The 23,071-nt window shown below is 64.1% G+C and carries 22 protein-coding genes; 12 read left to right on the forward strand and 10 right to left on the reverse strand.

What is annotated here, in order from left to right:
- Positions 1 to 520 precede the first annotated feature (520 nt).
- Together OCX61_RS09360 and OCX61_RS09365 are read right to left on the reverse strand one after the other, a co-directional pair.
- A complete protein-coding gene (locus tag OCX61_RS09360) occupies positions 521 to 1,342 on the reverse strand; it encodes an amino acid ABC transporter permease (protein ID WP_261943521.1) in 822 nt (273 codons plus the stop codon).
- Positions 1,339 to 2,160, reverse strand: coding sequence for an ABC transporter substrate-binding protein (locus OCX61_RS09365; RefSeq protein WP_261943522.1), 822 nt, complete (start codon positions 2,158 to 2,160; stop codon positions 1,339 to 1,341). Before OCX61_RS09365 ends, OCX61_RS09360 begins: the two co-directional genes overlap by 4 nt.
- Positions 2,161 to 2,263: 103 nt before the next feature.
- Between OCX61_RS09365 and OCX61_RS09370 the strand changes: the two genes are divergently transcribed.
- Positions 2,264 to 3,160: a homocysteine S-methyltransferase family protein gene (locus OCX61_RS09370; RefSeq protein ID WP_261943523.1), complete on the forward strand. Its 897-nt coding sequence runs from the start codon at positions 2,264 to 2,266 to the stop codon at positions 3,158 to 3,160.
- A gap of 83 nt (positions 3,161 to 3,243) precedes the next feature.
- Here the strand turns inward: OCX61_RS09370 and OCX61_RS09375 are convergent, their stop codons facing one another.
- Together OCX61_RS09375 and OCX61_RS09380 are read right to left on the reverse strand one after the other, a co-directional pair.
- The gene (locus OCX61_RS09375; protein WP_261943524.1) at positions 3,244 to 5,031 is read right to left on the reverse strand and encodes an IlvD/Edd family dehydratase; all 1,788 of its coding nucleotides are present in this window, start codon (positions 5,029 to 5,031) and stop codon (positions 3,244 to 3,246) included.
- A gap of 19 nt (positions 5,032 to 5,050) precedes the next feature.
- Positions 5,051 to 6,232: a fumarylacetoacetate hydrolase family protein gene (locus OCX61_RS09380; RefSeq protein WP_261943525.1), complete on the reverse strand. Its 1,182-nt coding sequence runs from the start codon at positions 6,230 to 6,232 to the stop codon at positions 5,051 to 5,053.
- A gap of 116 nt (positions 6,233 to 6,348) precedes the next feature.
- Here OCX61_RS09380 and OCX61_RS09385 point away from each other — a divergent pair, with 116 nt between their 5' ends.
- The 3 genes from OCX61_RS09385 (at position 6,349) to OCX61_RS09395 (ending at position 10,440) form a co-directional block, all read left to right on the forward strand.
- Positions 6,349 to 7,296, forward strand: a complete 948-nt coding sequence (locus OCX61_RS09385) for a LysR family transcriptional regulator (protein WP_261943526.1) — start codon at positions 6,349 to 6,351, stop codon at positions 7,294 to 7,296.
- 98 nt (positions 7,297 to 7,394) lie between these two features.
- Positions 7,395 to 8,978, forward strand: coding sequence for an aldehyde dehydrogenase (NADP(+)) (locus tag OCX61_RS09390; RefSeq protein ID WP_261943527.1), 1,584 nt, complete (start codon positions 7,395 to 7,397; stop codon positions 8,976 to 8,978).
- A 76-nt stretch (positions 8,979 to 9,054) separates the two neighbouring features.
- Positions 9,055 to 10,440 (forward strand): MFS transporter, encoded by a 1,386-nt coding sequence (locus tag OCX61_RS09395; protein WP_410011096.1) that lies wholly within the window; start codon positions 9,055 to 9,057, stop codon positions 10,438 to 10,440.
- A gap of 10 nt (positions 10,441 to 10,450) precedes the next feature.
- Here the strand turns inward: OCX61_RS09395 and OCX61_RS09400 are convergent, their stop codons facing one another.
- Positions 10,451 to 11,365, reverse strand: a complete 915-nt coding sequence (locus tag OCX61_RS09400; protein WP_261943529.1) for a LysR family transcriptional regulator — start codon at positions 11,363 to 11,365, stop codon at positions 10,451 to 10,453.
- Between the two features lie 181 nt (positions 11,366 to 11,546).
- Here OCX61_RS09400 and OCX61_RS09405 point away from each other — a divergent pair, with 181 nt between their 5' ends.
- The 4 genes from OCX61_RS09405 to OCX61_RS09420 all read left to right on the forward strand — a co-directional run bounded on the left by OCX61_RS09405 (position 11,547) and on the right by OCX61_RS09420 (position 14,434).
- Positions 11,547 to 12,884: a nucleobase:cation symporter-2 family protein gene (locus OCX61_RS09405; RefSeq protein WP_261943530.1), complete on the forward strand. Its 1,338-nt coding sequence runs from the start codon at positions 11,547 to 11,549 to the stop codon at positions 12,882 to 12,884.
- A gap of 61 nt (positions 12,885 to 12,945) precedes the next feature.
- The gene (locus tag OCX61_RS09410) at positions 12,946 to 13,449 is read left to right on the forward strand and encodes a nucleoside deaminase (RefSeq protein WP_261943531.1); all 504 of its coding nucleotides are present in this window, start codon (positions 12,946 to 12,948) and stop codon (positions 13,447 to 13,449) included.
- Positions 13,446 to 13,796, forward strand: a complete 351-nt coding sequence (locus OCX61_RS09415; protein ID WP_261943532.1) for a hydroxyisourate hydrolase — start codon at positions 13,446 to 13,448, stop codon at positions 13,794 to 13,796. The genes OCX61_RS09410 and OCX61_RS09415 overlap by 4 nt, the downstream gene beginning before the upstream one ends.
- 122 nt (positions 13,797 to 13,918) lie before the next feature.
- Positions 13,919 to 14,434, forward strand: a complete 516-nt coding sequence (locus OCX61_RS09420) for a ProQ/FinO family protein (protein ID WP_261943533.1) — start codon at positions 13,919 to 13,921, stop codon at positions 14,432 to 14,434.
- Between the two features lie 120 nt (positions 14,435 to 14,554).
- Here the strand turns inward: OCX61_RS09420 and OCX61_RS09425 are convergent, their stop codons facing one another.
- Entirely contained in the window at positions 14,555 to 14,905 is a 351-nt protein-coding gene (locus OCX61_RS09425; RefSeq protein ID WP_261943534.1) for a hypothetical protein, read from the reverse strand.
- A 42-nt stretch (positions 14,906 to 14,947) separates the two neighbouring features.
- Between OCX61_RS09425 and OCX61_RS09430 the strand changes: the two genes are divergently transcribed.
- On the forward strand, positions 14,948 to 15,445 hold the full coding sequence (locus tag OCX61_RS09430) for a hypothetical protein (protein ID WP_261943535.1): 498 nt from the start codon (positions 14,948 to 14,950) through the stop codon (positions 15,443 to 15,445).
- 434 nt (positions 15,446 to 15,879) lie between these two features.
- Here OCX61_RS09430 and OCX61_RS09435 read toward each other — a convergent pair whose 3' ends face one another.
- From OCX61_RS09435 to OCX61_RS09450, 4 genes are all read right to left on the reverse strand, one after another.
- Positions 15,880 to 16,674: a substrate-binding domain-containing protein gene (locus OCX61_RS09435; protein WP_261943536.1), complete on the reverse strand. Its 795-nt coding sequence runs from the start codon at positions 16,672 to 16,674 to the stop codon at positions 15,880 to 15,882.
- 196 nt (positions 16,675 to 16,870) lie between these two features.
- A complete protein-coding gene (locus OCX61_RS09440; protein ID WP_261943537.1) occupies positions 16,871 to 17,578 on the reverse strand; it encodes a tellurite resistance TerB family protein in 708 nt (235 codons plus the stop codon).
- Between the two features lie 93 nt (positions 17,579 to 17,671).
- A complete protein-coding gene (gene glsB / locus OCX61_RS09445; protein ID WP_261943538.1) occupies positions 17,672 to 18,580 on the reverse strand; it encodes a glutaminase B in 909 nt (302 codons plus the stop codon).
- Positions 18,581 to 18,692: 112 nt separating this feature from the next.
- Entirely contained in the window at positions 18,693 to 19,595 is a 903-nt protein-coding gene (locus OCX61_RS09450; protein ID WP_261943539.1) for a LysR family transcriptional regulator, read from the reverse strand.
- 141 nt (positions 19,596 to 19,736) lie between these two features.
- Between OCX61_RS09450 and OCX61_RS09455 the strand changes: the two genes are divergently transcribed.
- The 3 genes from OCX61_RS09455 to OCX61_RS09465 all read left to right on the forward strand — a co-directional run bounded on the left by OCX61_RS09455 (position 19,737) and on the right by OCX61_RS09465 (position 23,015).
- The gene (locus OCX61_RS09455) at positions 19,737 to 20,129 is read left to right on the forward strand and encodes a RidA family protein (RefSeq protein ID WP_261943540.1); all 393 of its coding nucleotides are present in this window, start codon (positions 19,737 to 19,739) and stop codon (positions 20,127 to 20,129) included.
- A 159-nt stretch (positions 20,130 to 20,288) separates the two neighbouring features.
- Positions 20,289 to 21,836 (forward strand): AMP-binding protein, encoded by a 1,548-nt coding sequence (locus OCX61_RS09460; RefSeq protein ID WP_261943541.1) that lies wholly within the window; start codon positions 20,289 to 20,291, stop codon positions 21,834 to 21,836.
- A gap of 15 nt (positions 21,837 to 21,851) precedes the next feature.
- Complete coding sequence (locus OCX61_RS09465) at positions 21,852 to 23,015, forward strand: acyl-CoA dehydrogenase family protein (protein ID WP_261943542.1); 1,164 nt, start codon at positions 21,852 to 21,854, stop codon at positions 23,013 to 23,015.
- Positions 23,016 to 23,071: the final 56 nt, after the last annotated feature.

A 23,071-nucleotide genomic window follows, 5' to 3' on the forward strand; every position in this document is an offset into this window, starting at 1 on the left:
CCTTACAATTTGAATCAATTTGGCCGCGCAGGATAACTGAAAGAACTGGCCAATCGCCAGAATTCATGTTCGTGCCTATCTTCGTTGCCAACGGGACACCATGGCGCTTGCTCCTCTTTGGCGGTTATGCGAGTGACATCAGCGATGCCCGGCTTCTGCTGGCGCCGTCAGCATTTCATCAAGCCCACGCGGCAATTACCGACGGTGTTGGCGATGAAATAACAAGCGCTGCGGTTTATTCAGGAACCACTGGCCGGTCCGCGCATTCACAGTTTAGAGATCACTTGTGAGGGCTATGCCATGACAGACCAGAAACAGGATCAGCAACAACAATCCGAAGTGCCTGCTCACTCGACCGAAGAGGAAAAAGCGCGGCTCAAGGACAAGAACAAGGACGGTATTCCGCCAGGCGCTGAGTGATGGATGATGCGGCAGTGGGTTGCCGTAGCTGGGGCCGCTTTGCGGCCCTTCGCGGCTGAAGCCGCTCCCACACGGGAGCGGTTTGGGGCGGGCGGGTAGGTCAGCGCTGGTAGGCCTTGCCAAAATGCCGCTCAAGCCGTGCCTGCACCAGCTCCAGCAGGATCGACAACACCCAGTAGATCACCGCCGCCGTGGTCAGCATCTCCAGGTACCGATAGCTTGATCGGCCATACGACTGCGCCAGGAACATCACTTCCCAAACCCCCATTACCGAGATCAGCGACGAGTCCTTGAGCATCGAGATGAACTGGTTGGCCGTAGGCGGAATGATCACCCGCATGGCCTGGGGCAGCACGATGCTGCAGAAGATTTGCACCGGCCGCATGCCCAGCGCCAGGGCTGCTTCGCGCTGGCCGCGGGCCACGCCGAGGATGCCGGCGCGGAAGATCTCGCTCAGGTACGCACCGTAGTTCAACGACAACGCAATGATGCCGGCGCTGATGGCGCCGGGCACCAGGCCCAGCTGTGGCAGCCCCAGGTAGATGAGCAGGATCTGGATCAGCAGCGGGGTGCCGCGGAAGAACGAGGTGTAGAAGCTGGCGATGCCCACCAGCACCGCGCTGTTCGAAAGCCGCGCCAGCGCTGCGGCAAAGCCGAACGCCACCGACACCACCATCGAGCACAGGCACAGGAACAGGGTCAGCGCCGCGCCCTGCAAAAAGCCATTGGGCCCGAGCTTGAAGCCGGCGAGATTGGGGAATTTCTCGACGATGATCGCGAACTTCAAATCGAAGCTGAGGAAGAACGCCACGAACAGGGCAAACAGCGCCAGCCAGGTCAGGTACAGCCGGGTACGAAAGCCGAACAGGCGTGCGCCCGTGGCGCGGGCCACGGGTTTGGGGGCAGGGGGGAAGGTGCTCATTTGCTGATGTCGGCGCCGATCCATTTCTGCGAGATCTGCGCCAGCGTGCCGTCAGCCTTCAGCTCGGCGAACACCTGGCGCACCTTGGCGTCCCACTCGGGGTCGCCTTTTTCGATGGCTACCGAGTTGGGCTCTTCATACAGCGGGGCGCCGGCCAGCTTGAAGCGGTTGTCCTGGTCCAGGCGCGGCTTGGCGGTCACCAGGTTGGTGAGGATGGCGTCCAGGCGCACGCCTGCACCCAGGCCCAGGTCCTGGAAGGCGACGTTGTCGGTGTCGTAGGGGGCGATCTGCACGGCCTCGAACGGGTAGTCGATGTGCCGGTCTTCGGCGCCTTCGATCACCAGGTTCTTGTTCAGGTAGCTTTCGTAGCTGGAGGCGGCGGTCAGGCCGACCTTGCGACCGTCCAGGTCCTTGGCGCCGTGGATGCGCTCATCCTTGGCGTTGACCACGATGACGGCGGGCGAAGCGTAGTATTCCACCGGGAAGGCGAACACTTCGGCGCGGGCCTTGCTCGGGGTCATCGAGCAGATGCAGATGTCGTAGCGGCCGCTCCAGCGGCCGGCGGCGATCACGTCCCAGGACGGGGTTTCCAGGCGCAGCTTGACGCCAAGCTTCTTCGCCACCGCCTTGGCCACGTCCACATCGAAGCCGTCGAGCTGGTTCTGCTCGTTGAGGAACGAGAACGGTGGGTAGCTTTCCATCAGCACGTTTACCAGTTCCTTGTTCGACTCGACGCGCTCAAGGGTGGTGCCGGCAAAGGTTTGAGTGGCGGTAGCGAGTAACAGAAGGCTGGCGCCGAGAAGGGCTGGGATGCGCATGTAAATTCCTGAAGTGTTGGCAAAACGGGATAAGAGGTATTAAATAGTTATAAATAAACCAAACATAATGAATTTTATTCATAAGCACCTTTAGGAACGTTATATGACACAGCGAGCGTTGGTGGTTCTGGACGGTGGCATGGGGCGGGAATTGCAGCGCAGCGGTGCGCCGTTCCGCCAGCCCGAGTGGTCGGCGCTGGCCTTGAGCGAGGCCCCCGAGGCGGTAGTCGGCGTGCATGCGGCGTTCATCGCTGCCGGTGCACAGGTGATCACCAGCAACAGCTATGCGGTGGTGCCGTTCCATATCGGTGAAGAGCGTTTCGCCCGGGAGGGCCTGCAGCTGGCCACGGTGGCGGGGCAACTGGCACGTCAGGCGGCCGATGCCAGTGCGCAACCTGTGCAGGTGGCGGGCTCGTTGCCACCGTTGTTCGGCTCCTACCGGCCGGACCTGTTCCAGCCGCAGCGGGTAACTGAGGTGCTGACGCCGCTGCTGCAGGGGCTGGCGCCCCATGTGGACCTGTGGCTGGCGGAAACCCAGAGCTCGATTGCCGAAGTGCGGGCCATTCACAGCCATCTGCCAGCGGACGGCAAGCCGTTCTGGGTGTCGTTCACCTTGCAGGACGAAGACGTCGACAGCGTGCCGCGCCTGCGTTCGGGTGAGCCGGTGGCCGATGCCATCAATGCGGTGGCCGACCTCGGGGTGGTGGCGGTGCTGTTCAACTGCAGCCAGCCTGAAGTCATCGGCGCGGCGCTGGATGTGGCGCGCGCGGTGATCGAGGCCCGCCAGGCGGATATCGCCATCGGTGCCTATGCCAATGCCTTCCCGCCGCAATCGAAAGAAGCGACCGCCAACGATGGCCTGAGCGAGCTGCGCGAAGACCTCGACCCGCCAGGTTACCTGGTATGGGCCCGCGACTGGCGTGCGCGTGGGGCGAGCCTGATCGGTGGCTGCTGTGGCATCGGCCCGGAGCACATCGCCGAGATCAAGCGCAACCTGTGAGCAGGCCAGGGGCTGGGCGCTAGCTCAAGCAGACGCCGGCATGGGCAGCGCTGACGGGCGCCCATGCCGGCTGGCAGCCAGGGTCAATGGGAATGCCGCGGCATCCCGCCTTCCCGGGCGATCACGCGCATGTGCAGGGTCGCCGGCTCCAGGCAGCCGCCCGTGGACAACTGCCCCACGAGCTGGCGGTAGAGCTCCTGCCAAGGCGTTTGCGAGGCCGGGATGTTCGGCTTCCAGGCGGCGCGGCGGCGTGCCACTTCCGCATCGTCCACCAGCAGGTCGACGCGGCGCTGGTTGAGGTCCACGCGCAGCCAGTCGTTGCTCTGCAACAGCGCAAGGCCGCCACCTACCGCCGCTTCCGGCGACATGTTGAGGATCGACGGGCTGGCCGAGGTGCCGCTCTGGCGGCCGTCGCCCAGGCACGGCAGCGAGTCGATGCCTTGCTTGATCAGTGCGGCCGGGGGCGCCATGTTGACCACTTCGGCGCTGCCTGGGTAACCCACGGTACCGGCGCCGCGGATCACCAGGATGCAGCGCTCGTCGATGTCCAGCGACGGGTCGTCGATACGTGCGTGGTAGTCCTCCGGGCCCTCGAACACGATGGCCCGGGCCTCGAAGCTGTTCTCCTTGCCGGGCTCGGCCAGGTAGGTCTTGCGGAAGGCCTCGCCGACCACCGACATCTTCATGATCGCGCTGTCGAAGAAGTTGCCGCTGAGCACGATGAAGCCGGCGTTGTGCTTGAGTGGTGCGTCGAACGGCAGGATCACCTCGCGGTTGCTGGTGACGGTATCGCTGACCACCTCGCCAATGGTCTTGCCGCTGACCGTGGCACAGGCCTCGTGCAGGCGGCCGGCCTTGCGCAGTTCATGCATCACGGCCGGTACGCCGCCGGCGCGGTGGAAGCCTTCGCCGAGGTACTTGCCGGCGGGCATGCAGTTGACCAGCAGCGGCACGTCCTCGCCGATGCGCTGCCAGTCGTCCAGCGACAGCTCGATGCCCATGTGCCGGGCGATGGCGATCAGGTGCGGTGGGCAGTTGCTCGAGGCGCCCAGTGCCGAGGCCACGGCAATGGCGTTTTCGAAGGCTTCGCGGGTCATGATCGAGGACGGGCGCACGTCCTGCAGTACCAATTCGCAAATGCGCCTGCCGGTCGCATAGGCCATCTGCCCGCGTTCACGGTAGGGCGCGGGGATGCTGGCGCAGCCCGGCAGCGACATGCCCAGGGCCTCGGCCAGGGCGTTCATCGACAGCGCCGTGCCCATGGTGTTGCAGTGGCCCACCGACGGCGAGGCAGCCGTGGTCATTTCCATGAAACCTTCGTAGTCGATTTCGCCGGCGGCCATCAGGTTGCGGGCATGCCAAAGCACTGTGCCCGAGCCAATCAGCTGGCCTTTGTGATGGCCGTCGAGCATCGGCCCGCCCGACAGCACGATGGCCGGCAGGTCGGTGGTGGCTGCGGCCATCAGGCAGGCCGGGGTGGTCTTGTCGCAGCCGGTGGTCAGCACCACGCCGTCCAGCGGGTAGCCGTGGAGGATTTCCACCAGGCCCAGGTAGGCCAGGTTGCGGTCCAGGGCGGCAGTGGGGCGGCGGCTCTGCTCGGCAATCGGGTGCACCGGGAATTCCATGGGAATGCCCCCGGCATCGCGGATGCCGGCCTTGACCCGCTGGGCCAGTTCGATGTGGTGGCGGTTGCACGGGGTGAGGTCGCTGCCGGTCTGGGCAATGCCGATGATCGGCCGGCCCGACTGCAGCTCGTCGCGGGTCAGGCCGTAGTTCATGTAACGCTCGACGTACAGCGCGGTCATGTCGGCGTGGCTCGGGTCGTCGAACCATTGCTGGCTGCGCAGCGGGCGTTTCGCGGTATCGGTCATGTCATGCTCTCTTGTTGTTCTAGCGATGCAGCAGGCCGCGGGCGGCGAGGTTGCGCATCATGGCGCCGAGGCCGAAAGTCCACGGCGGTGCCTGGTCGCTGGTGGTGACCCGGTTGTGCAACTGGCCGAGCAGCGGGCTGGCGATGCGCACCCGGTCACCGGCCTTGTGGGTGAACCCCGCGCCGGGCTGGTCGCGGTCCTCGATGGGGGCGAACAGCGTACCAAGGAACAGCAGGAAACCGTCGGGGTATTGATGGTTGGCGTTGAGGGTCTGGCGCACCAGCTCTTCAGGGTCGCGGCTGATCTGGTCCATCGAGCTGCTGCCGAGCAGGCGGTAGCCGTCGTCGCCCTGGACTTCCAGGTCGACCACGCAGTGGCGCACCGCGTCCAGGCCGAACGTCTCGTCGAACAGGCGGATGAACGGGCCGACGGCGCACGAGGCGTTGTTGTCCTTGGCCTTGCTCAGCAGCAGCGCGCTGCGGCCTTCGAAATCGCGCAGGTTGACGTCGTTGCCCAGCGTGGCGCCGTGGATGCGCCCGCGGCTATCGACTGCCAGCACCACCTCGGGCTCAGGGTTGTTCCATGCCGAGCCTGGGTGTACCCCGATCGCGCTGCCACTGCCGACGGCCGCCAGCACCGGGGCCTTGGTGAACACCTCGGCATCCGGCCCGATGCCCACTTCAAGGTATTGCGACCACATGCCTTGCTCGATCAGCAGCGCCTTGAGGGCCATGGCCTGCTGTGAGCCGGGGCGCACCGCGCGCAGGTTGTCGCCGATCACCGCATGCACGGTGGCGCGCACCGCTTCGGCCTTGCTGGCGTCACCGGCGGCCTGCTCTTCGATCACCCGCTCGATCATGCTGGCGGCGAAGGTCACGCCTGCCGCCTTGATCACTTGCAGGTCGACCGGGGCAAGCAGGTAGGGCTGGTTGGCGTCGAATGCTTCACCGCTGTTGCCCAGCAACGCTTCAAGGCTGCCCAGGAAGCGGCCCGGGGTGCTGCGCACGGCCTGCAACGGGTTCTCGCTTTCAAGCAGCTGGCTGAGGGTGGCAAAGCGCTCGGACAGGTCGAACACACCGTCGGGGCGCAAGGTGATCGGGGAGGGGCCGCCAGGCTCGCCGGGGGTCCAGGCGCGGCCGATCAGGGTGCCGGTCAGGCCGTCCGCGGGCAATGTGTTGGCGGGAGTGAGGGTAATCGGCATGGCATCGCAATCTCTCGGAACGTGAGAGCTGCACGCTAGGCAAGCGGCGCGATAAACTCCAATGGCTTAATCTCACCATTCAATAACAAGCGGTTATCGCAGCCGCAGGGGCTTGCATGTCGGACCTTTCCTTTTCCCACGTTTGCAACTGGCTCAAGTTCCGCCACCTGTTGCTGATCGAGACCCTCGGGCGCACGCACAACATGCACGTCGCGGCGCAGCAGATGAACCTGACCCAGCCGGCGATCAGCAAGATGCTCAAGGAAATCGAGCACCTGCTGGGTTTTGCCCTGTTCGAACGCCTGCCACGCAGCATGCCGCCCACGGCCCTGGGCGAGCAGGTGCTGCGCTATGCCCAGGTCGCCTTGAACGATGCGCGCAACTTCGTCGACCAGATCGACAGCCTGCGCCAGGGCGGGCACGGGCAGCTGAAGGTCGGTGGCATTTTTGCCGCCACTGCCGTGGCGCTGCCTGATGCCATCGTCGAGATCAAGCAGCGCAAGCCGTTGCTGGCGATCGAGGTGGTGGAGCAGACCAGCGACCACCTGATGGCCATGCTCGAAGACAAGCACCTGCACCTGGCCGTGGCCCGCTTCACCGACGTGTCCCAGCAGCAGCGTTTCGACTTCCAGCCGCTGGCGCCGGAACCGTTCTGTTTCGTGGTCAACGATCAGCATCCGTTGAGCGATATCGGGCCGGTTACCTTGCCGCAACTGCTGGAATGGCCGTGGATTCTCTACCCCAAGGGCACCCCGATTCGCGGGCGCATGGAGCGGGCGTTCGCCGAGGCTGGCGTGGCGGTGCCGCGCAACACCATCGATACCATCTCCATGCAGACCTTCCTCAAGGTGCTGCTGGGCGGGCCGATGATCGGCATGTTGCCCCAGGCGATGGTCGAGCCGCACCTGGCCAGCGGTGTGCTGGTCAACCTCGACACCCCGCTGCACCTGGCGCCTCAGGACTACGGCATCCTCACCCGCAAGGGCGAGCCGTTGAGCGGGGCGGCCCTGGAGTTTGCCGAAATCCTGCTGGCCCACGCGGGCCGTGGGCAAGGGGAGCGATAACGCAGCGTTATCGGATGATCCATAAATGCCATTGGGAAAGCATCGCAGAGCCGCCTAGATTAGCGCCCCATGTCTTTCGCAATGCCGAGGAATCATCCATGACGTCCCACGCAGGCCAGCAATTCATCGGCGGGGTTCGCCGCGCCACCGGTCAGGCGGCCTTGTACAGTGTCGATGCGCGTACCGGGCAGCCTCTGCCAGGCGCGTTCCACCAGGCCAGTGACGAAGAAGTCGATGCCGCAGCGCTGGCGGCAGCAGCTGCCTATCCCGCGTACCGGGCCTTGCCCGCCGCCCGCCGCGCCGAGTTTCTCGACGCGATCGCAGACGCACTCGATGCCCTGGGGGAGGCCTTCATCGCTACCGTTTGCCAGGAAACGGCCTTGCCGCCAGCGCGTATCCACGGTGAACGGGCCCGTACCAGTGGCCAGTTGAGGCTGTTCGCCACGGTGTTGCGCCGCGGTGATTTCGTCGGCGCGCGCATCGACCGTGCACAGCCCCAGCGTACCCCGCTGCCGCGCCTGGACATCCGCCAGTGCCGCATGGGTCTGGGGCCGGTCGCGGTGTTCGGTGCCAGCAACTTCCCCCTGGCGTTTTCCACCGCCGGCGGCGACACCGCCGCGGCGCTGGCCGCCGGCTGCCCGGTGGTGTTCAAGGCCCACAGCGGCCATATGGCCACGGCGCAGTGGGTGGCCGAGGCCATTGTTGCTGCCGCTGAGCGCTGTGCCATGCCGGCTGGGGTGTTCAACATGATCTACGGTGGCCGGGTCGGTGAGGCGCTGGTCAAGCACCCGGCCATCCAGGCCGTGGGCTTCACCGGCTCGCTCAAGGGCGGCCGTGCCCTGTGCGACATGGCGGCGGCGCGGCCGCAGCCGATCCCGGTGTTCGCCGAAATGAGCAGCATCAACCCCGTGCTGGTGCTGCCTGGGGCGCTGGCCCAGCGCGGTGAGGCCGTGGCCCGCGAACTGGCCGCATCGGTGGTGCTGGGCTGCGGGCAGTTCTGCACCAACCCAGGCCTGGTGTTGGGGGTTCGCTCGCCAGCATTCAGCGCCTTTGTCGAGCACCTGGCGGCGCAGATGGCCGAGCAGCCGCCACAGACCATGCTCAATGCCGGCACCCTGGCAAGCTATGCCCACGGCGTGGCCACGCTCAAGGCCCATGCCGGTGTGCGCCTGCTGGCCGGTGCCGAGCAGCAGGGCGACCAGGCCTGGCCGCAGCTGTTCCAGGCGGATGCGCAGTTGTTGCTGGGTGGCGAAGCGCTGCTGCAGGAGGAAATCTTCGGCCCGGCCACCGTGGTGGTCGAGCTTGCCGACCAGGCCCAGTTGCTGGCGGCGCTGCATGCGCTGGGCGGGCAACTGACGGCCACGCTGATCGGCGAGCCCGACGACCTTGCCAACGCTGCGCCACTGGTGGCATTGCTGGAACAGAAGGCCGGCCGCGTGCTGGTCAACGGTTACCCGACCGGCGTCGAGGTGTGCGATGCCATGGTTCATGGCGGCCCGTTCCCGGCCACTTCCGACAGCCGTGGCACCTCGGTCGGCACCTTGGCGATCGACCGCTTCCTGCGCCCGGTGTGCTACCAGAACTTCCCCGATGCGTTGCTGCCCGAGGCGCTGCGCGATGCCAACCCGCTGGGGCTGCTGCGCCTGGTCGACGGCCAGCCCAGCCGAGACCCGATCCGCTGACAACCGCTGCTGATAGTCCCCCCTGGGTGCACGCGCACCTGGGGGCTTCCAATAACAACAATCAGGCATGCACGACATGCCAAGAGGCTTGGCCATGGCTCATCACTCTGTCGCCCCCACCCACGATCAGGCGTTTGAAGATCGCACCTACCGCAAGGTCATCCTGCGTATCTTGCCGATCCTGCTGCTGTGCTACATCGCCGCCTACCTTGACCGGGTCAATATCGGCTTTGCCAAGCTGAGCATGCTCGACGACCTGCAGTTCAGCAACACGGTCTATGCCCTTGGCGCCAGCGTGTTCTTCTGGGGCTACTTCCTGTTCGAGGTGCCCAGCAACCTGCTGCTGCATCGCTACGGCGCGCGCTTCTGGATCGCGCGGATCATGCTGAGCTGGGCCATCATCTCGATGGCGGTGGCCTTCACTCAGCCATTGGCCGGGTTCTTCCACATAGAGTCCAGCACCATGTTCTACGTGCTGCGCTTTTTGCTGGGCATCTGCGAAGCCGGTTTCTTTCCTGGGGTGATCCTCTACCTCAACTACTGGTTTCCGACCCATCGGCAAAGCCGGGTCATGTCGGGCTTTCTGATGGCAATGCCGGTCAGCCTCACCCTCGGTGGCGTGCTGTCGGGCTGGCTGATGACGAGCCTGGATGGCTGGCATGAAATGGCGGGCTGGCAGTGGATGCTGCTGATCGAGGGTGTGCCTTCGGTGATCATGGCCGTGGTGGTGTTCACCTGCCTGTGCGACAACATCGACAAGGCCACCTGGCTGTCGGATGCGCAGAAGCAGCTGCTCAAGGCCAACCTGCAGCAAGAGGCGCACGGCAAGGTCTCGCGCTTGGGCGAGGTGTTCTTCAACCCGCGGGTGTGGTTGCTGGTACTGATCCTGCTGACCTTCAACACCGGCTTCTATGGCCTGGCGTTCTGGATGCCGTCGATCATCAAGAGCGCGGGCGTGACCAGCAGCCTGGAGATCGGCCTGCTGACCGCCATTCCCTACAGCGTGGCGATCATTGCCATGTTCCTCAACGCACGCCACTCCAACCGCACCGGTGAGCGCCGCTGGCATGCCGCGATTCCGGCGTTCATCGGTGGCTGCGGCCTGATCCTCAGCGCCGCGTTCGCCCATGATGTGACGCTGTCGATCCTGTTCCTGACGGTGGCGGCCTCGGGTGTGCTGAGCCTGATGCCGATCTACTGGACACTGCCGGGCACGGTGTTGTCGGGTGTCGCGGCGGCGGCGGGCATCGGCATGATCAATGCCATCGGCAACCTGTCGGGCTTCACCGGCTCGATGATCACGGCAATGGCAGAGACCCTGACCGGTAACATCAACGACGGCACCTACGTGCTGGGCCTGTGCCTGTTCATCAGCGGCTTGCTGATCCTGGCGATCCCCGCTGGCATGCTCACGCGCTCGGGCGCCGAGCCGCGCAAGCCACTGGAGCTCAAAGCAGCTTGAGTGGCGCCCCTCACAAGGTCGTGGACCTGCCCATGCGGTCCAGCTCGAACACCTTGCTGCGTTGCAGGCACTCGCGCAGGTAGCGCGCCGCCGGCCCAGGCTGGCGCTTGCGGTGCCACAGCAGGTCTACCCCCACCAGCCAGTCGGTGTGGGGGTAGGCCTCCAGCTGCAGCTCCACCAGTTGCCCGCTTGCCAACTCGTGCTGCACCAGCTGGCGCGGCAGCGTCGCCCAGCCAAGCCCACCGCGCACCATCTCCACCAGCGCCAGGTAACTCTCCGCCCGCCACAGCTGGCCGGCCCGCAGGTATTCGCTGCTGGGCAGCTTGTCGGCATGGGCGAAAAAGGCTAGCCGGCGATGGGCGTTGAGGTCGGCAAAGCTCACCGGGCACTGCCCGGCCAGGGCGAACTGCGGGTGGCAGACGTGGGTCATGATCAGCTTGCCCAACTGCTGGAAGGCAAGCTCTGGCGGGTAGTGGGGCTGGGCGAAGCTCACCCCAAGGTCGGCCTCGCCTGTCAGGATCATCTCGCTGACATCGCCGTGCAGCGGGTGGCGGATCAGCAGGTCGACGAAAGGAAACGCCGCGTCAAAGTCTTTGAACGGCGGTATCAGCGGGCCATAAGGCACCTCGATCGCCAAGGTCAGCGCGGCTTCCACCTGGCCCGCCAGGCTGTCGGCGCTGCCCTCCAGGGCATAGCAGCGCTCAAGAATGCCCTCGGCGCGCAGCAACAGCTTGTGCCCGGCGGCGGTCAGGGCGGGGATGCGGCTGGTGCGGTCGAACAGCTGCACACCCAGGTCGGTTTCCAGGTTGCTGATGGCCGCGCTGACCGTCGACTGGGTACGCCCCAGCCGCCGCGCAGCGGCAGAGAACGAGCCGGCCTGCACGGCACTGACGAATACCTGCAACTGATCCAGAGAAAAGCGCATGGCCTGATCCTTTCTACGCGTCGATCCATCGATGGTAACGATGGTTAATCATTTGCTCCATCGCTGATTTCGCAGGATTCTCCACTCCGACATCGCGGCAGCTGCCCCTGCTTCCCTGCGCTGAATGTCACTCCGGGCGCCTTCAACAATAAAAAGAGCCGCACATGAGGAGAGTCACGACATGAGCCAACCTGTTATCCACCCCGTGGATGAAGTACTGCCTGCGCGGCAGCTGTTCACCTTCGGCCTGCAGCATGTGCTGGTGATGTACGCCGGTGCCGTTGCCGTGCCACTGATTCTGGGTAGCGCCCTGGGCCTGACCCAGGCCCAGGTGGTCACGCTGATCAATGCCAACCTGCTCACATCGGGGGGTGCCACCTTGCTGCAAACCCTCGGGCTGTGGCGCTTCGGTGCACGCTTGCCGCTGATCCAGGGCTGCTCGTTCATTGCCTTGGCGCCGATGATCATGATCGGCAAGGAATTCGGGCTACCTCACGTGTTCGGTGCAGTGATCGCAGCCGGTGCGCTGACCGTTGCCATCGCGCCGCTGTTCAGCCGACTGCTGCGGTTTTTCCCGCCGGTGGTGATCGGCAGCCTGATCACTGTCATCGGCATTTCGCTGATGCCGGCCGCGGCCATCTGGCTCGGGGGAGGGCAGCCAGGCACTGCGGACTTCGGCAAACCGGCCAACCTGATGCTGGGCGTGGCCACGGTGGCGATGACGCTGGTGATCCACGCACGGTTTCGTGGGTTTATCGGCAACCTCAGCGTGCTTCTGGGGCTGATCGCCGGCAGCGTGGTGGCCGTGGCCTGCGGCATGGCTGACTTCAGCCGGGTGGCCGATGCAAAGTGGTTCGAGCTCAGCGCGCCAATGGCCTTCGGCGCCCCGCAGTTCGCCTTCACCCCCGTGCTGATCATGCTGTTGGCGATGCTGGTGATCATGGCCGAAACCACCGGCAACTGCCTGGCCATCGGCAAGCTGACCGGCAAGCCCACCGACCAGCGCACCTTGGGCAACGCGTTTCGCGCCGATGGCCTGTCGACCATGCTCGGCGGCCTGTTCAATAGCTTTCCGTACAACGCATTCACGCAAAACACCGGCCTGATCGCGCTTTCCGGGGTCAAGAGCCGCTTCGTGGTCGCGGCAGCGGGCGCCATCATGGTGCTGATGGGGTTGTTTCCCAAGTTGGGTGCGTTGATCGCCAGCGTGCCGACGCCCGTGCTCGGTGGCTGCGCCATCGTGATGTTCGGCATGACCACCGTGGCCGGCATCCAGGAACTGGCCCGCGTACGTTTCGAGGGCACCCGCAACGGCCTGGTCGTGGCGGTGTCGGTCAGCATCGGTGTGTTGCCGATGTCGATGCCGGCGCTGTTCGAGCATGTCAGCGGCCCGCTGAAGCTGGTGCTGGAAAGCGGGATCTTCCTTGCCGCTGTCAGCGCCATTCTGCTCAACCTGCTGCTCAACCGTGAAGCCGAACCCGGCAGCCAGGACGCCGTCGATACCAGCCTGGCCAAGTGAACCTGCATTCTCACGCGCGCCAGCTGGCGCGCTTTCAAACGCCGTTCAAGGAGTAACAGCCATGACCTTCACCCGCTCCGGCGCTGACCTGTCCGAAATGGACCTGGCCCTGCTGCGCGAGTCGATCCGCCTGTCCGAGCAGTCGCGCAACGATGGCCGCCACCCGTTCGCCGCCCTTGTCGCCGATGCCCAAGGCCAGATCATCGCCAGTGCCGGTAACAACTCCATGCCTCCGGAGGGCGACCCGACCCAGCATGCCGAACTGGTCGCGGCGGCGCGCGCCGCCAAGCTGCTGACCCCGGAGCAACTGGCAGGCTGCACCCTGTACACCAGCGCCGAGCCCTGCTGCATGTGCGCGGGCGCGGTGTACTGGACCGGTATTGGCCGGGTGGTGTATGCGTTGTCGGAACACGCGCTGCTCGGGCTGACCGGTGCGCACCCGGAAAACCCCACCTTCTCGCTGCCGTGCCGCGAGGTGTTCGCGCGTGGTCAGCGCACCGTGCAGGTTCATGGTCCGGTGCTTGAAGAAGAGGCCGCAGCTGCCCACCAGGGGTTCTGGGCATGAACGGTGGCGTTTCCGTGCATGTTGTGGACATCGCCAGCGGGCGTGCCGCGCAAGGGCTGCGCCTGAGCATCGCGTTGCCGGGCGGCGCGCCGATCGCGCAGGGTGTCATCGATGCGCGTGGCCAGTGGGCGGGGCTGGCCGATATGAACGCGCTGTTCGGGGTGGGCGTCTATGAAGTGCGTCTGCAGGTGGCGCAGTTCTACCGCCAGCTGGGTACTGAATTGCCTGAAATTCCGTTTATCGACGAGCTTGTGTATCGCTTCGGTATTGGCGATGCACAGGCGCACTATCACTTGCCGTTCAAGATCACCGCTTGGGGCGTTAGTTGCTTCCGGGGTGGCGCTTGAACGGGCGCGTGGTCATGCCATTTCAGTAAAAACAGCAGCGATTTGTCCTCTTTCTGCTGCTCGTTGGCGCTGCATGGCTTATCCTTGCGCCACGCAATCAACGTAGAAGCAGTGAATTAACGATGGGTTTTGAACAACTAGCTGAGTTACGTGACCGCCTGCGGTCTGAAAAAGAGCAGCAGAAAAAGGCCGAGAACCCGCCGCGCCCCGCCAAGCGCAAGCCCGCGCCACAGGCGAAGGCGCGTGAGGTGGACCCGGCGGTGGAAGCGATCTGGCCATTGCAGAAGCATTTCCCCTTGGCGTTCCCTGTAAACCCGGCCCCCAAGGTGCCGCTCAAAGAGGGCATCTTCAAGGATGCCGAGCAACACCTGGAACTGCTCGGCATCACCAGCGAACAGCTCAAGCTGGGCATCTCGACCTGGTGCCGGGGCAACCGCTACTGGGCCTGCATGGTAGAGAACGCGCCGCGCCTGGACTTGAACGGTCAGCCAGCTGGCATCGTCACCGCCGGCCAGGCGCTGTATGCCAAGCAGCAAGCTTCGCGCCAGCGTGGCAAAGGCCGTAAAGACCGTGCCAAGGCAAAGGCGGCAGCTCCGGCACCTGTTGCCGATACCGCTGCGGAACAGGCGGCGGACTGAGTCAGTCGCAGAATGACAGGGCAGGGTATTCAACCTTGCCCCGTCCCGCCGACCGAGCAGCTTCCTCCAGCCTGGCTCGCTCAGGTCAAGCAAAAGCATTCATCTGAAATGCTCATCGGGTCAGAACATAGGCAGCAGCCCTATCACTGCTACAGCCCCCTGTGCCACGATCATTACCAGCAGCCATTTCGGCCACCTGCGGATAAACCAGTAAACCGCGTTCATCAGCAAGGTGATCAAGTTGGTGAGCCACAGCACGCCCAGCGCCAGAACGCCTGAGAATTTGACGGGGGAGGAGGTGGGTGATTGCAGTACGTACAACGCCAATGCCACACCCAGGATCACGGTGGCGATCGAGAAGCCGGCTACCCAGCGGGTAAATCGTAAAGCGTCATGTGGTATCATGCCGGATAACTTCCTTGAACGAACTGGCTTGAGATTCTGCCTGCGAACCTTGAGTTCGACGAGCATTTTGACGGGTTCGACTGTGAGGGTGGAAATGGAATTCAAGACATGGAAGGTCGAACATTGAAAGGCATACGCAAGTCCTTACTGCAGCGTCTTGTAGTCGGCGTCAAAGAGCATCGCTTGATTACTGTTTTGCTCTGCTTAGCCTGCTTTTCCATCTTTGCATACCTGATAAAACCGCAATTCCCGTCTGAGATTGTCCTGGAGCAAGCCTTCATTCCGGGGCAATCGATCTACATCGTTCAGGAGGCCAGGGATCCCGAAGAACCCAAGAAGCTGAGGTTCTATGTCTACGACGGCGGCGGTAGGAGTAAAGAGGCGATCAAGGTGCTTGTTGCCAAGACACCACCCTTTCTGGTCTCAGACACTGATGTGAAAGACGTGGTAATCCAGCGTGTCGCCAACGGCCTGCACATCAAGCTCAAAGGCGCAGTCTCGGATTACCGCAGCAACCTTTATCTGCAAGACGGCGATACCTACACCACCTACCGCGTAAGCCTTGAACAAATCGAAACTCGACCGCCCTTGCCGAGCGGACGGTGAGCGTGTTTCAGCAATGCATGCGCAGGTAACCGCAGACGCCAGTGCCGGTCACGGCATTGTCAGTAAAAGAAGTGCTTAGCCACCTCAGTGGCTGCTTTCTCTCTGTCCGATAGGGGGCGAAAACAGCCGGTCGTGACAGACCGCTATCGACCCGGAGCCGCCGGTGAAGTTGGCAGTGATTCTGTGGGAGCGGGCTTGTCCCGCGAAGAGGCCGGCCCATGCGATGGAGTTACCTGGCACGGGCTACGCCCGTGTTCGCGGGGCAAGCCCGCTCCCACAAAGATCGCCTCTGAACTTACAGGCAATCATGGGTCGAAGGCAGTGATCCTCGACCGACAGCTATCGACCCTTTGTTGACACTCGCAGGACCCTGCCTATGGGGAAAGCAATGCAGGCGTTTCTGGCCGCATCCCGTAACAGTGCTGCGTTTGCAGTCAGCCCTTTGAATGCTCCAGTGGTGTCAGCCCGCTGTCCTTGATCGCGGCGTCAGCTTGTGGTGATGCCAGGTAATCCAGAAGTGCCTTGGCTGCAGATTGGTGCTGGCTCTTGCTGACGACAGCGCCCGAATACAGGGTCATCTTCTGCGCTTCAGCCGGGATCAGACCCACTATGTCGATGCCCTTTACTGGCTTGAGTTCACTCAGCTGCTGGAAGCCGATCTGTGCTTGGCCGCGAGCGATCACTGCGCCGACAGGCTCGGCAGGGATCATGTGAGCCTTGGCCTCGAACTGCTCACCGAGCTGCATGCGAGGGAACAGGGTCTTGGACAGGTAGACGCCGCTCGCGCTGTCGGAGTAGGCGACAGAGCTGCTGTTTTGCAGCACTGTGCGCAAGGCCTGCAGGGTGCTTATGTCGGGTTTCGGTTCGCCCTTGCGAACGGCCATGGCGATGTAGGATTTGCCCAGATCCCTTCGGCTGGTCTTGTCGGCTTGACCGCTGGCGACCAGGTTGTCGAGCGCCGAACCTACCATCAGCACGACATCCGCCTGCTCACCGCGGGCGAGCCTGTTGGGGACGGCCTGCGGGGTTTGCCCCATCGAAGGCGCGGCGAGAACATCCAGCTTCACACCATATTTCTTCTCATAAGCTGGCGCCACTTCCCGGATAGCGCCCATGATGCCGCCGGAACTCAGAACGGTCAGGGTTTGCTCACCGCCTTGTACAACGTCAGCAGCCGAGCAAATGAATGACGTGCTCAAGAGGGCGGCACAGGACAACATTCGAAGCATTGGCGCTTCCTCCACAGGTAAAAGCGCGAAATTTTACCGGTGCGAGGAGCAAGCTCGGGATTAATCAACTATTAAGAATGTTTTACATTGCGGTCTGCACATGGCGGATCGCCCACCGAGATCACCTCTGAGCCCGCTGGCAGCTTTTGACTGGCTGTGAAGGCCGATGCGCGGTGGCGGGCTTTTCCTCAGCCCGTCAAGCAGCGCCCTTGGCCTGTTGTTCCAGATGCACCTGCAATGTGGGGTCGATCTGCAGTGCGCTGGCCAGTTCATCAAGGTACGCCCGCTCCGCATCCTGCTGGTCATCCACCAGCATCACGCTGGCCAGGTACATTTCCGCGGCCATCGCCGGGTCCTGTGCCGACCGCGCCACCTCGGCAGCATCGAGCGGCTTGCTGACTTCGTCATCCAGCCATTGCTGCAGTTGCGGGTCGCTGGTCTGGCGTTTGATTTCCGCGTAGATCAGCTGTTCTTCCTGTGCGTCGATGCGACCATCTGCCTTGGCGGCGGCAATCAGCGCACGCAGGATCGCGTGGCTATGATCCTCGGCCTCGGGCCCGGACAATTGATCGACAGTGCGCACCTCCTGTTGTGGCGCTGCCGCCTGGCTGCGTTGCCAGCTCTGGTAAGCCTGGAACGCCATCATGCCCAACGACGCCAGGGCCGCGTAATTGATGCCACCTGCCGAGCGACCCTGCGCAGAGCCACCAGCGCTGCCACCCCCCAAAAGGCCGCCCAACAACCCCCCCAGGCCATTGCCACCGCCCGTGCTGCTTGCGCCGCCGAGCAAACCGCCCAGCAAGCCGCCAAGGCCGTCTTGCGATGCCAGGCCGCCGCTGCCTGATTGCGCCTGCGAACCCTGGCCGGCCCGGAGTAACTGTTCGAGCAAATCACTGGTGTTCATGGCTCTACCCTCGATCGGTAGTCGTTGCCCAGACCAGCAACGATAGCCCCCTCGAAGCGAACCGCCATGACCGTCTGGCTGATGGCTATCGGCTCAGAACACCGACCACCCGATCCGCGAACTCAGCAACTCGAGCGCCGCCATGCCCGCGTAGGAGTTGCCCGCCGCATTCAGCTCCGGCGACCACACGCACACGGTAAATTGCCCCGGCACGATCGCCACGATCCCGCCACCCACGCCACTCTTGCCCGGCAGGCCCACGCGGTAGGCGAAGTTCCCCGCTTCGTCATACAGCCCGCTGGTGGCCATGATCGAGTTCACCTGCTGGGTCTGGCGTCGGGTCAGGATCTGCTCGCCGCTGTGCTTGCAGAACCCGTCGTTGGCCAGGAAACAGAACGCCCGGGCCAGGTCCAGGCAGCTCATCTGCAGGGCGCAGTAGCTGAAGTAGCTGCGCAGCACCGTCTCGACTTCGTTATGGAAGTTGCCGAACGACTGCATCAGGTAAGCCATGGCCGCGTTGCGCGCGCGGAACTGGTATTCCGAATCCGCGACGCGGGCGTCGATGGCAATGTGTGGGTTGCCCGACAGCCGTCGCACGAAATCGCGCATCGACAACGTAGGGGCGGCGAAGCGCGACTGGTTGATATCGCAGATCACCAACGCGCCTGCATTGATGAAGGGATTGCGCGGGCGGCCGCGCTCGAACTCCAGCTGCACCAGCGAGTTGAACGGCTGGCCCGAGGGCTCGTGCCCAAGCCGCTCCCAGATGGCTTCACCGGAGTGGCCAATCGCCTGGACCAGGCTGAACACCTTGGAAATACTCTGCACCGAAAACGGTACCTGAGCGTCGCCTGCGCAGTAGTAACTGCCATCGTTGCCATACACGGCGATGCCCAGTTGCTGCGCCGGCACATCGGCCAGCGCAGGAATGTAGTCAGCCACTTTGCCCTTGCCGATCAAGGGGCGCACTTCGTCGAGAATCTCGTTCAACAGCGTTTGCATGGAAGGCCCTGTCATCACTCCCCCAGGCGACGGCGAGGGGTAGCGTTTCAGACGCAGGCTCAGCACAACAGATCACACTTTCGCACCAAGCTGGCGCAGCTGGGCATGTGCATCAGGTGTGTGTGGTCATCAACTCCATCACCCAGTCGATGAATAGGCGCAGCTTGGCGCTGACGTGGCGATTGGGTGGGAATGCCAGGTACAGCGGCATCGGCGCCAGTTGCCAGTCTTCGAACAATGGCACCAGCTCGCCGCTGGCCAGGTGCGGTTTGGCCATGTAGTGCGGTAGCCAGAGCACGCCCAGACCGGCAAGGCCGGCGGCGAGGTAGGCGTTGCCGTCGTCGACCGTCAGTGCCGAACGGCCCTGGACTTCGAGACGGTCATCGCCTTGTTGCAGCACCAGCGGCAGTGCCTTGCCCGTGCGGAACCAGAGATAGCCGATGGTGCGGTGCTGGCCTTCTTCCAGTTCCCGTGGGTGCAGCGGCGTTCCGGCGCGCTGCAAGTAGCCTGGGGTGGCATAGACGCCGAGCTTGAGGTCGCCCACATGCCGCGCCACCAGCGACTGGTCGGTGATCTCGCCACCGCGCACCACGCAGTCGACGTTTTCCTCGATGATATCGACGATGCGATCGCTCACGCCCAGGGTCAGCTGAATGTCCGGGTAGCGGGCATAGAAGCCGGGCAGGGCGGGTATCAGCAGCAGACGCGCCAGGGGGCTGGGCACATCGACCCGAAGGCGCCCGCGCGGTGCCGTCGAGGCGCTGGACAGGCTGGTCTCGGCGTCGTCGATGTCCGCCAGCAGGCGGATGACGCGCTCATAGTAGGCCGCACCATCGGCGGTGACGTTGACCTTGCGCGTGGTGCGGTTGAGCAAGCGCACGCGCAGCCCGGCCTCCAGCTGCTGGACCAGCTGGGTCACGCTGGTCTTGCTCATGTTCAGGGTGTCGGCGGCCTTGGTGAAGCTGCCGGTTTCCACCACGCGGGCAAAGGCCTGCATCGCGTTGATACGGTCCATTTCAGGCCTCGCTCCGGTCGGGATTGTTTGGATTATACAAACAGTCATGACCAGCATTGCCCGTTTATCCGCTCGGGTGCGTTTTCTACAGTGGCTTCACCGTAACCAACGGGCCGCGACCGGCCCCACTGGAGATTTGCCATGACCCGCCAACGTGATGTGGTTTTCCCCCCTGACCGCCATGCCTTGTATGAGCTGCACCGCTATTCGCCGGCGATACGCTCCAATGGCTTTCTGTTCGTATCCGGGCAGGTCGGCAGCCGCAAGGATGGCTCGGCCGAGCCCGACCTCGCGGCGCAGGTGCGCCTGGCCTTCACCAACCTCAATGCGATTTTGGCCGCGGCGGGCAGCAGCTTCGCCGATGTGGTCGATACCACCATCTTCATGGTCGACCCCGCTGCCAGGTTCGAGACCCTCTGGGAAGTTGCCGCCGAGTTCTGGGGCGAAGCGCCTTACCCGACGGTGACCGCTATCGGCGTGACGTGGTTGTCCGGCTTCGACTTCGAGATCAAGGTGATCGCCCGGCTACCCTGACGGGATCACTGCTTTCAGAAAGGCGCTGAGCCTGTATCAACGCACCCAAGTATCCCGCCAGCTAATAACGTTATGGCCGGCATCTGAATGTTGTATTTCATGTGCCTGAGCACGGCTGTTTAGCATCGTCGAAGTCTTCCTGTCGACGAGAACAACAACGTGAACCTTGGAACGATCATTACCCGAAGCGCCCGCTACTGGCCGGACCACATCGCCGTGGCGGACAGCCAGTCGCGTGTGACCTACGCCCAGCTGGAGCGCCGCAGCAACCGCCTGGCCTCAGGGCTGGGCGCGTTGGGCGTGGCCAGCGGCGAGCATGTGGCGATCCTCGCGGCCAACCGTGTGGAGTTGGTAGAAGCCGAAGTGGCGCTGTACAAGGCGGCGATGGTCAAGGTGCCGATCAATGCGCGGCTGTCACTGGATGAAGTGGTGCGGGTGCTGGAAGACTCCTGCAGCGTCGCACTGATCACCGACGCCCGCTTTGCCCAGGCGCTGGCGACGCGGCGCGCCGAGTTGCCGCTGTTACGCCAGTTGATCGTGCTGGAGGGCGAGGGCGGTGACGTGGGTTATGCCGCGCTGCTCGAACGCGGCAACGACGCCCCCCTGGGCCTGGACCCTGCCGACGATGCACTGGCCGTGCTGCACTACACCTCCGGCAGCTCGGGGGTGCTCAAGGCCGCCATGCTGTCGTTCGGCAACCGCAAGGCGCTGGTGCGCAAGAGCATCGCCAGCCCCACACGGCGCTCGGAACCGGGCGACGTCATGGCCCACGTCGGGCCCATCACCCATGCCAGTGGCATGCAGATCATGCCGCTGCTGGCGGTGGGCGCGTGCAACCTGCTGCTCGACCGTTACGACGACCGCCTGTTGCTCGAAACCATTCAGCGCGAACGGGTAACGCGGCTGTTCCTGGTGCCGGCGATGATCAACCGGCTGGTCAATTACCCCGGCGTCGAGCGCTTCGACCTGTCGAGCCTGAAGCTGGTCATGTACGGCGCCGCGCCGATGGCGCCGGCACTGGTGAAAAAAGCCATCGAACTGTTCGGGCCGATTCTCGCGCAGGGTTACGGCGCCGGTGAAACCTGCTCGCTGGTGACGGTACTGACCGAGCAGGACCATCTGGTGGAAGACGGCGATTATCAGCGCCTGGCTTCCTGCGGGCGCTGCTATTTCGAGACCGACCTGCGGGTGGTCAACGAGGCGTTCGAGGACGTCGCACCCGGCGAGGTCGGCGAAATCGTGGTCAAGGGACCGGACATCATGCAGGGCTACTGGCGGGCCCCGGCGCTCACTGCCGAAGTGATGCGTGACGGCTATTACCTTACCGGCGACCTGGCGAAGGTCGATGCCCAGGGGTACGTGTTCATTGTCGACCGCAAGAAGGAAATGATCATTTCCGGTGGCTTCAACGTCTACCCCAGCGAAGTGGAGCAGGTGATCTACGGCTTCCCCGAAGTGTTCGAGGTCGCGGTGGTCGGCGTGCCCGATGTGCAGTGGGGCGAAGCGGTGCGCGCGGTGGTGGTGCTCAAGCCCGGCGCCCAGTTGCAGGCCGACGAGCTCATCGAACGTTGCGGCCGTGCTCTGGCGGGGTTCAAGAAGCCGCGCGGCGTCGACTTTGTCAGCGAACTGCCAAAAAACCCCAATGGCAAGGTGGTGCGCCGCCTGGTCCGGGACACCTACTGGCAACACAGCGAACGTCGCATCTGAACAGGGAGTATCACCATGTATCAACCGAGTGCCAAGGCTGCACAGATCATTGAAGCGATCGAGGGGTTTGTCCGTGACCAGGTTCGCCCGCTGGAGCAGCAGGCTCAACTGGACTGGGCACGGCCGCATCCGCAGGCGGTGCTGCGAGAGGTATGGAAGCGTTCCAGCGAGCAAGGCCTGTACACGGTCATGCTGCCGGAAAGCATGGGGGGCGCCGGGCTGAACGTGGCCGACCTGTGCGCGGTGAAGGAGGCCACGGTGCTGACCGGCTCGATGCTCGCGCCGCATGTGCTGGGCGAGCTGTCGGGGCCGCCCCGGGTCGGCCACCTGTTCAAGGTGGCCAGCCCCTACCAGGTCGAGGCTTTCCTCAAGCCGGTGTGCCGCGCCGAACGGGCCGTGTGCTTTGCCCTGACCGAAGCCGAGGCCGGTTCGGATGCCACCGCCATCCGCACCCAGGCCCGCCGCGACGGTGATCACTATGTGCTCAGCGGCAGCAAGCGTTACATCTCCGGTGCTACCTACGCCGACCTGGCGGTGCTGCTGGCGGTGACCGGGCCGGGCCAGGGCGCACAGGGCATATCGGCATTTTTCGTCGACCTCAAGGCAGCAGGCGTGCGCATCGAGGGCGACTACTCGGTGATGTCCGGTGGCGGTGCCCATGCCGATATCCTGCTCGATGAGGTGCGGGTGCCGGCGGCCAACCTGATCGGTGAGGAGGGGCAAGGCTTCAAGCTGGCGATGGGGCGCATCACCCTCAACCGCCTGCTGCACTGTCCGACCCTGCTGGGGATGGCCGGCCTGGCCTTGAACCTGTCCATCGACCATGCACGCAGCCGCAAGCAGTTTGGCCAGCCGATCGCCATGTTCCAGGCGGTCAACCACATGATCGCCGACATGGCCACCGAGCTGCACGCAGCACGCAGCATGGTGTACGCCACGGCCCAGGTGAACGACGCCGGGGGCGATATCCGCACCCAGGCGCCGATGTGCAAGCTGTTTGTCTCCGAGGCCGCCTTCCGCATCGCCGACAAGGCGGTGCAGGTGCATGGTGGCGCGGGGTTGCTGCAGGGGCACCCGGTGGAGTGGATTTTCCGTGCCACACGGATGATGCGTATCCTCACCGGCACCAGCGAGATCCAGCGCAACACCATTGCCAAAGGGGTACTGATGCCCGGTTGATCGACGGGCCGCTGCTGAGGCGGCCTTTTCGTAACACTTCACAACAATAACAAGAG

It is taken from the genome of Pseudomonas sp. LRP2-20, assembly GCF_024349685.1.
In the GTDB taxonomy this organism is placed as follows: Bacteria; Pseudomonadota; Gammaproteobacteria; order Pseudomonadales; family Pseudomonadaceae; genus Aquipseudomonas.

Excerpts from the sequence above, each read along its gene's own strand:
- OCX61_RS09360 (WP_261943521.1), bottom strand. The coding sequence starts at position 1,342 with ATGAGCACCTTCCCCCCTGCCCCCAAACCCGTGGCCCGCGCCACGGGC.
- OCX61_RS09365 (WP_261943522.1), bottom strand. The coding sequence starts at position 2,160 with ATGCGCATCCCAGCCCTTCTCGGCGCCAGCCTTCTGTTACTCGCTACC.
- OCX61_RS09370 (WP_261943523.1), top strand. The coding sequence starts at position 2,264 with ATGACACAGCGAGCGTTGGTGGTTCTGGACGGTGGCATGGGGCGGGAA.
- OCX61_RS09375 (WP_261943524.1), bottom strand. The coding sequence starts at position 5,031 with ATGACCGATACCGCGAAACGCCCGCTGCGCAGCCAGCAATGGTTCGAC.
- OCX61_RS09380 (WP_261943525.1), bottom strand. The coding sequence starts at position 6,232 with ATGCCGATTACCCTCACTCCCGCCAACACATTGCCCGCGGACGGCCTG.
- OCX61_RS09385 (WP_261943526.1), top strand. The coding sequence starts at position 6,349 with ATGTCGGACCTTTCCTTTTCCCACGTTTGCAACTGGCTCAAGTTCCGC.
- OCX61_RS09390 (WP_261943527.1), top strand. The coding sequence starts at position 7,395 with ATGACGTCCCACGCAGGCCAGCAATTCATCGGCGGGGTTCGCCGCGCC.
- OCX61_RS09395 (WP_410011096.1), top strand. The coding sequence starts at position 9,055 with ATGCCAAGAGGCTTGGCCATGGCTCATCACTCTGTCGCCCCCACCCAC.
- OCX61_RS09400 (WP_261943529.1), bottom strand. The coding sequence starts at position 11,365 with ATGCGCTTTTCTCTGGATCAGTTGCAGGTATTCGTCAGTGCCGTGCAG.
- OCX61_RS09405 (WP_261943530.1), top strand. The coding sequence starts at position 11,547 with ATGAGCCAACCTGTTATCCACCCCGTGGATGAAGTACTGCCTGCGCGG.
- OCX61_RS09410 (WP_261943531.1), top strand. The coding sequence starts at position 12,946 with ATGACCTTCACCCGCTCCGGCGCTGACCTGTCCGAAATGGACCTGGCC.
- OCX61_RS09415 (WP_261943532.1), top strand. The coding sequence starts at position 13,446 with ATGAACGGTGGCGTTTCCGTGCATGTTGTGGACATCGCCAGCGGGCGT.
- OCX61_RS09420 (WP_261943533.1), top strand. The coding sequence starts at position 13,919 with ATGGGTTTTGAACAACTAGCTGAGTTACGTGACCGCCTGCGGTCTGAA.
- OCX61_RS09425 (WP_261943534.1), bottom strand. The coding sequence starts at position 14,905 with ATGCTCGTCGAACTCAAGGTTCGCAGGCAGAATCTCAAGCCAGTTCGT.
- OCX61_RS09430 (WP_261943535.1), top strand. The coding sequence starts at position 14,948 with ATGGAAGGTCGAACATTGAAAGGCATACGCAAGTCCTTACTGCAGCGT.
- OCX61_RS09435 (WP_261943536.1), bottom strand. The coding sequence starts at position 16,674 with ATGCTTCGAATGTTGTCCTGTGCCGCCCTCTTGAGCACGTCATTCATT.
- OCX61_RS09440 (WP_261943537.1), bottom strand. The coding sequence starts at position 17,578 with ATGAACACCAGTGATTTGCTCGAACAGTTACTCCGGGCCGGCCAGGGT.
- glsB (WP_261943538.1), bottom strand. The coding sequence starts at position 18,580 with ATGCAAACGCTGTTGAACGAGATTCTCGACGAAGTGCGCCCCTTGATC.
- OCX61_RS09450 (WP_261943539.1), bottom strand. The coding sequence starts at position 19,595 with ATGGACCGTATCAACGCGATGCAGGCCTTTGCCCGCGTGGTGGAAACC.
- OCX61_RS09455 (WP_261943540.1), top strand. The coding sequence starts at position 19,737 with ATGACCCGCCAACGTGATGTGGTTTTCCCCCCTGACCGCCATGCCTTG.
- OCX61_RS09465 (WP_261943542.1), top strand. The coding sequence starts at position 21,852 with ATGTATCAACCGAGTGCCAAGGCTGCACAGATCATTGAAGCGATCGAG.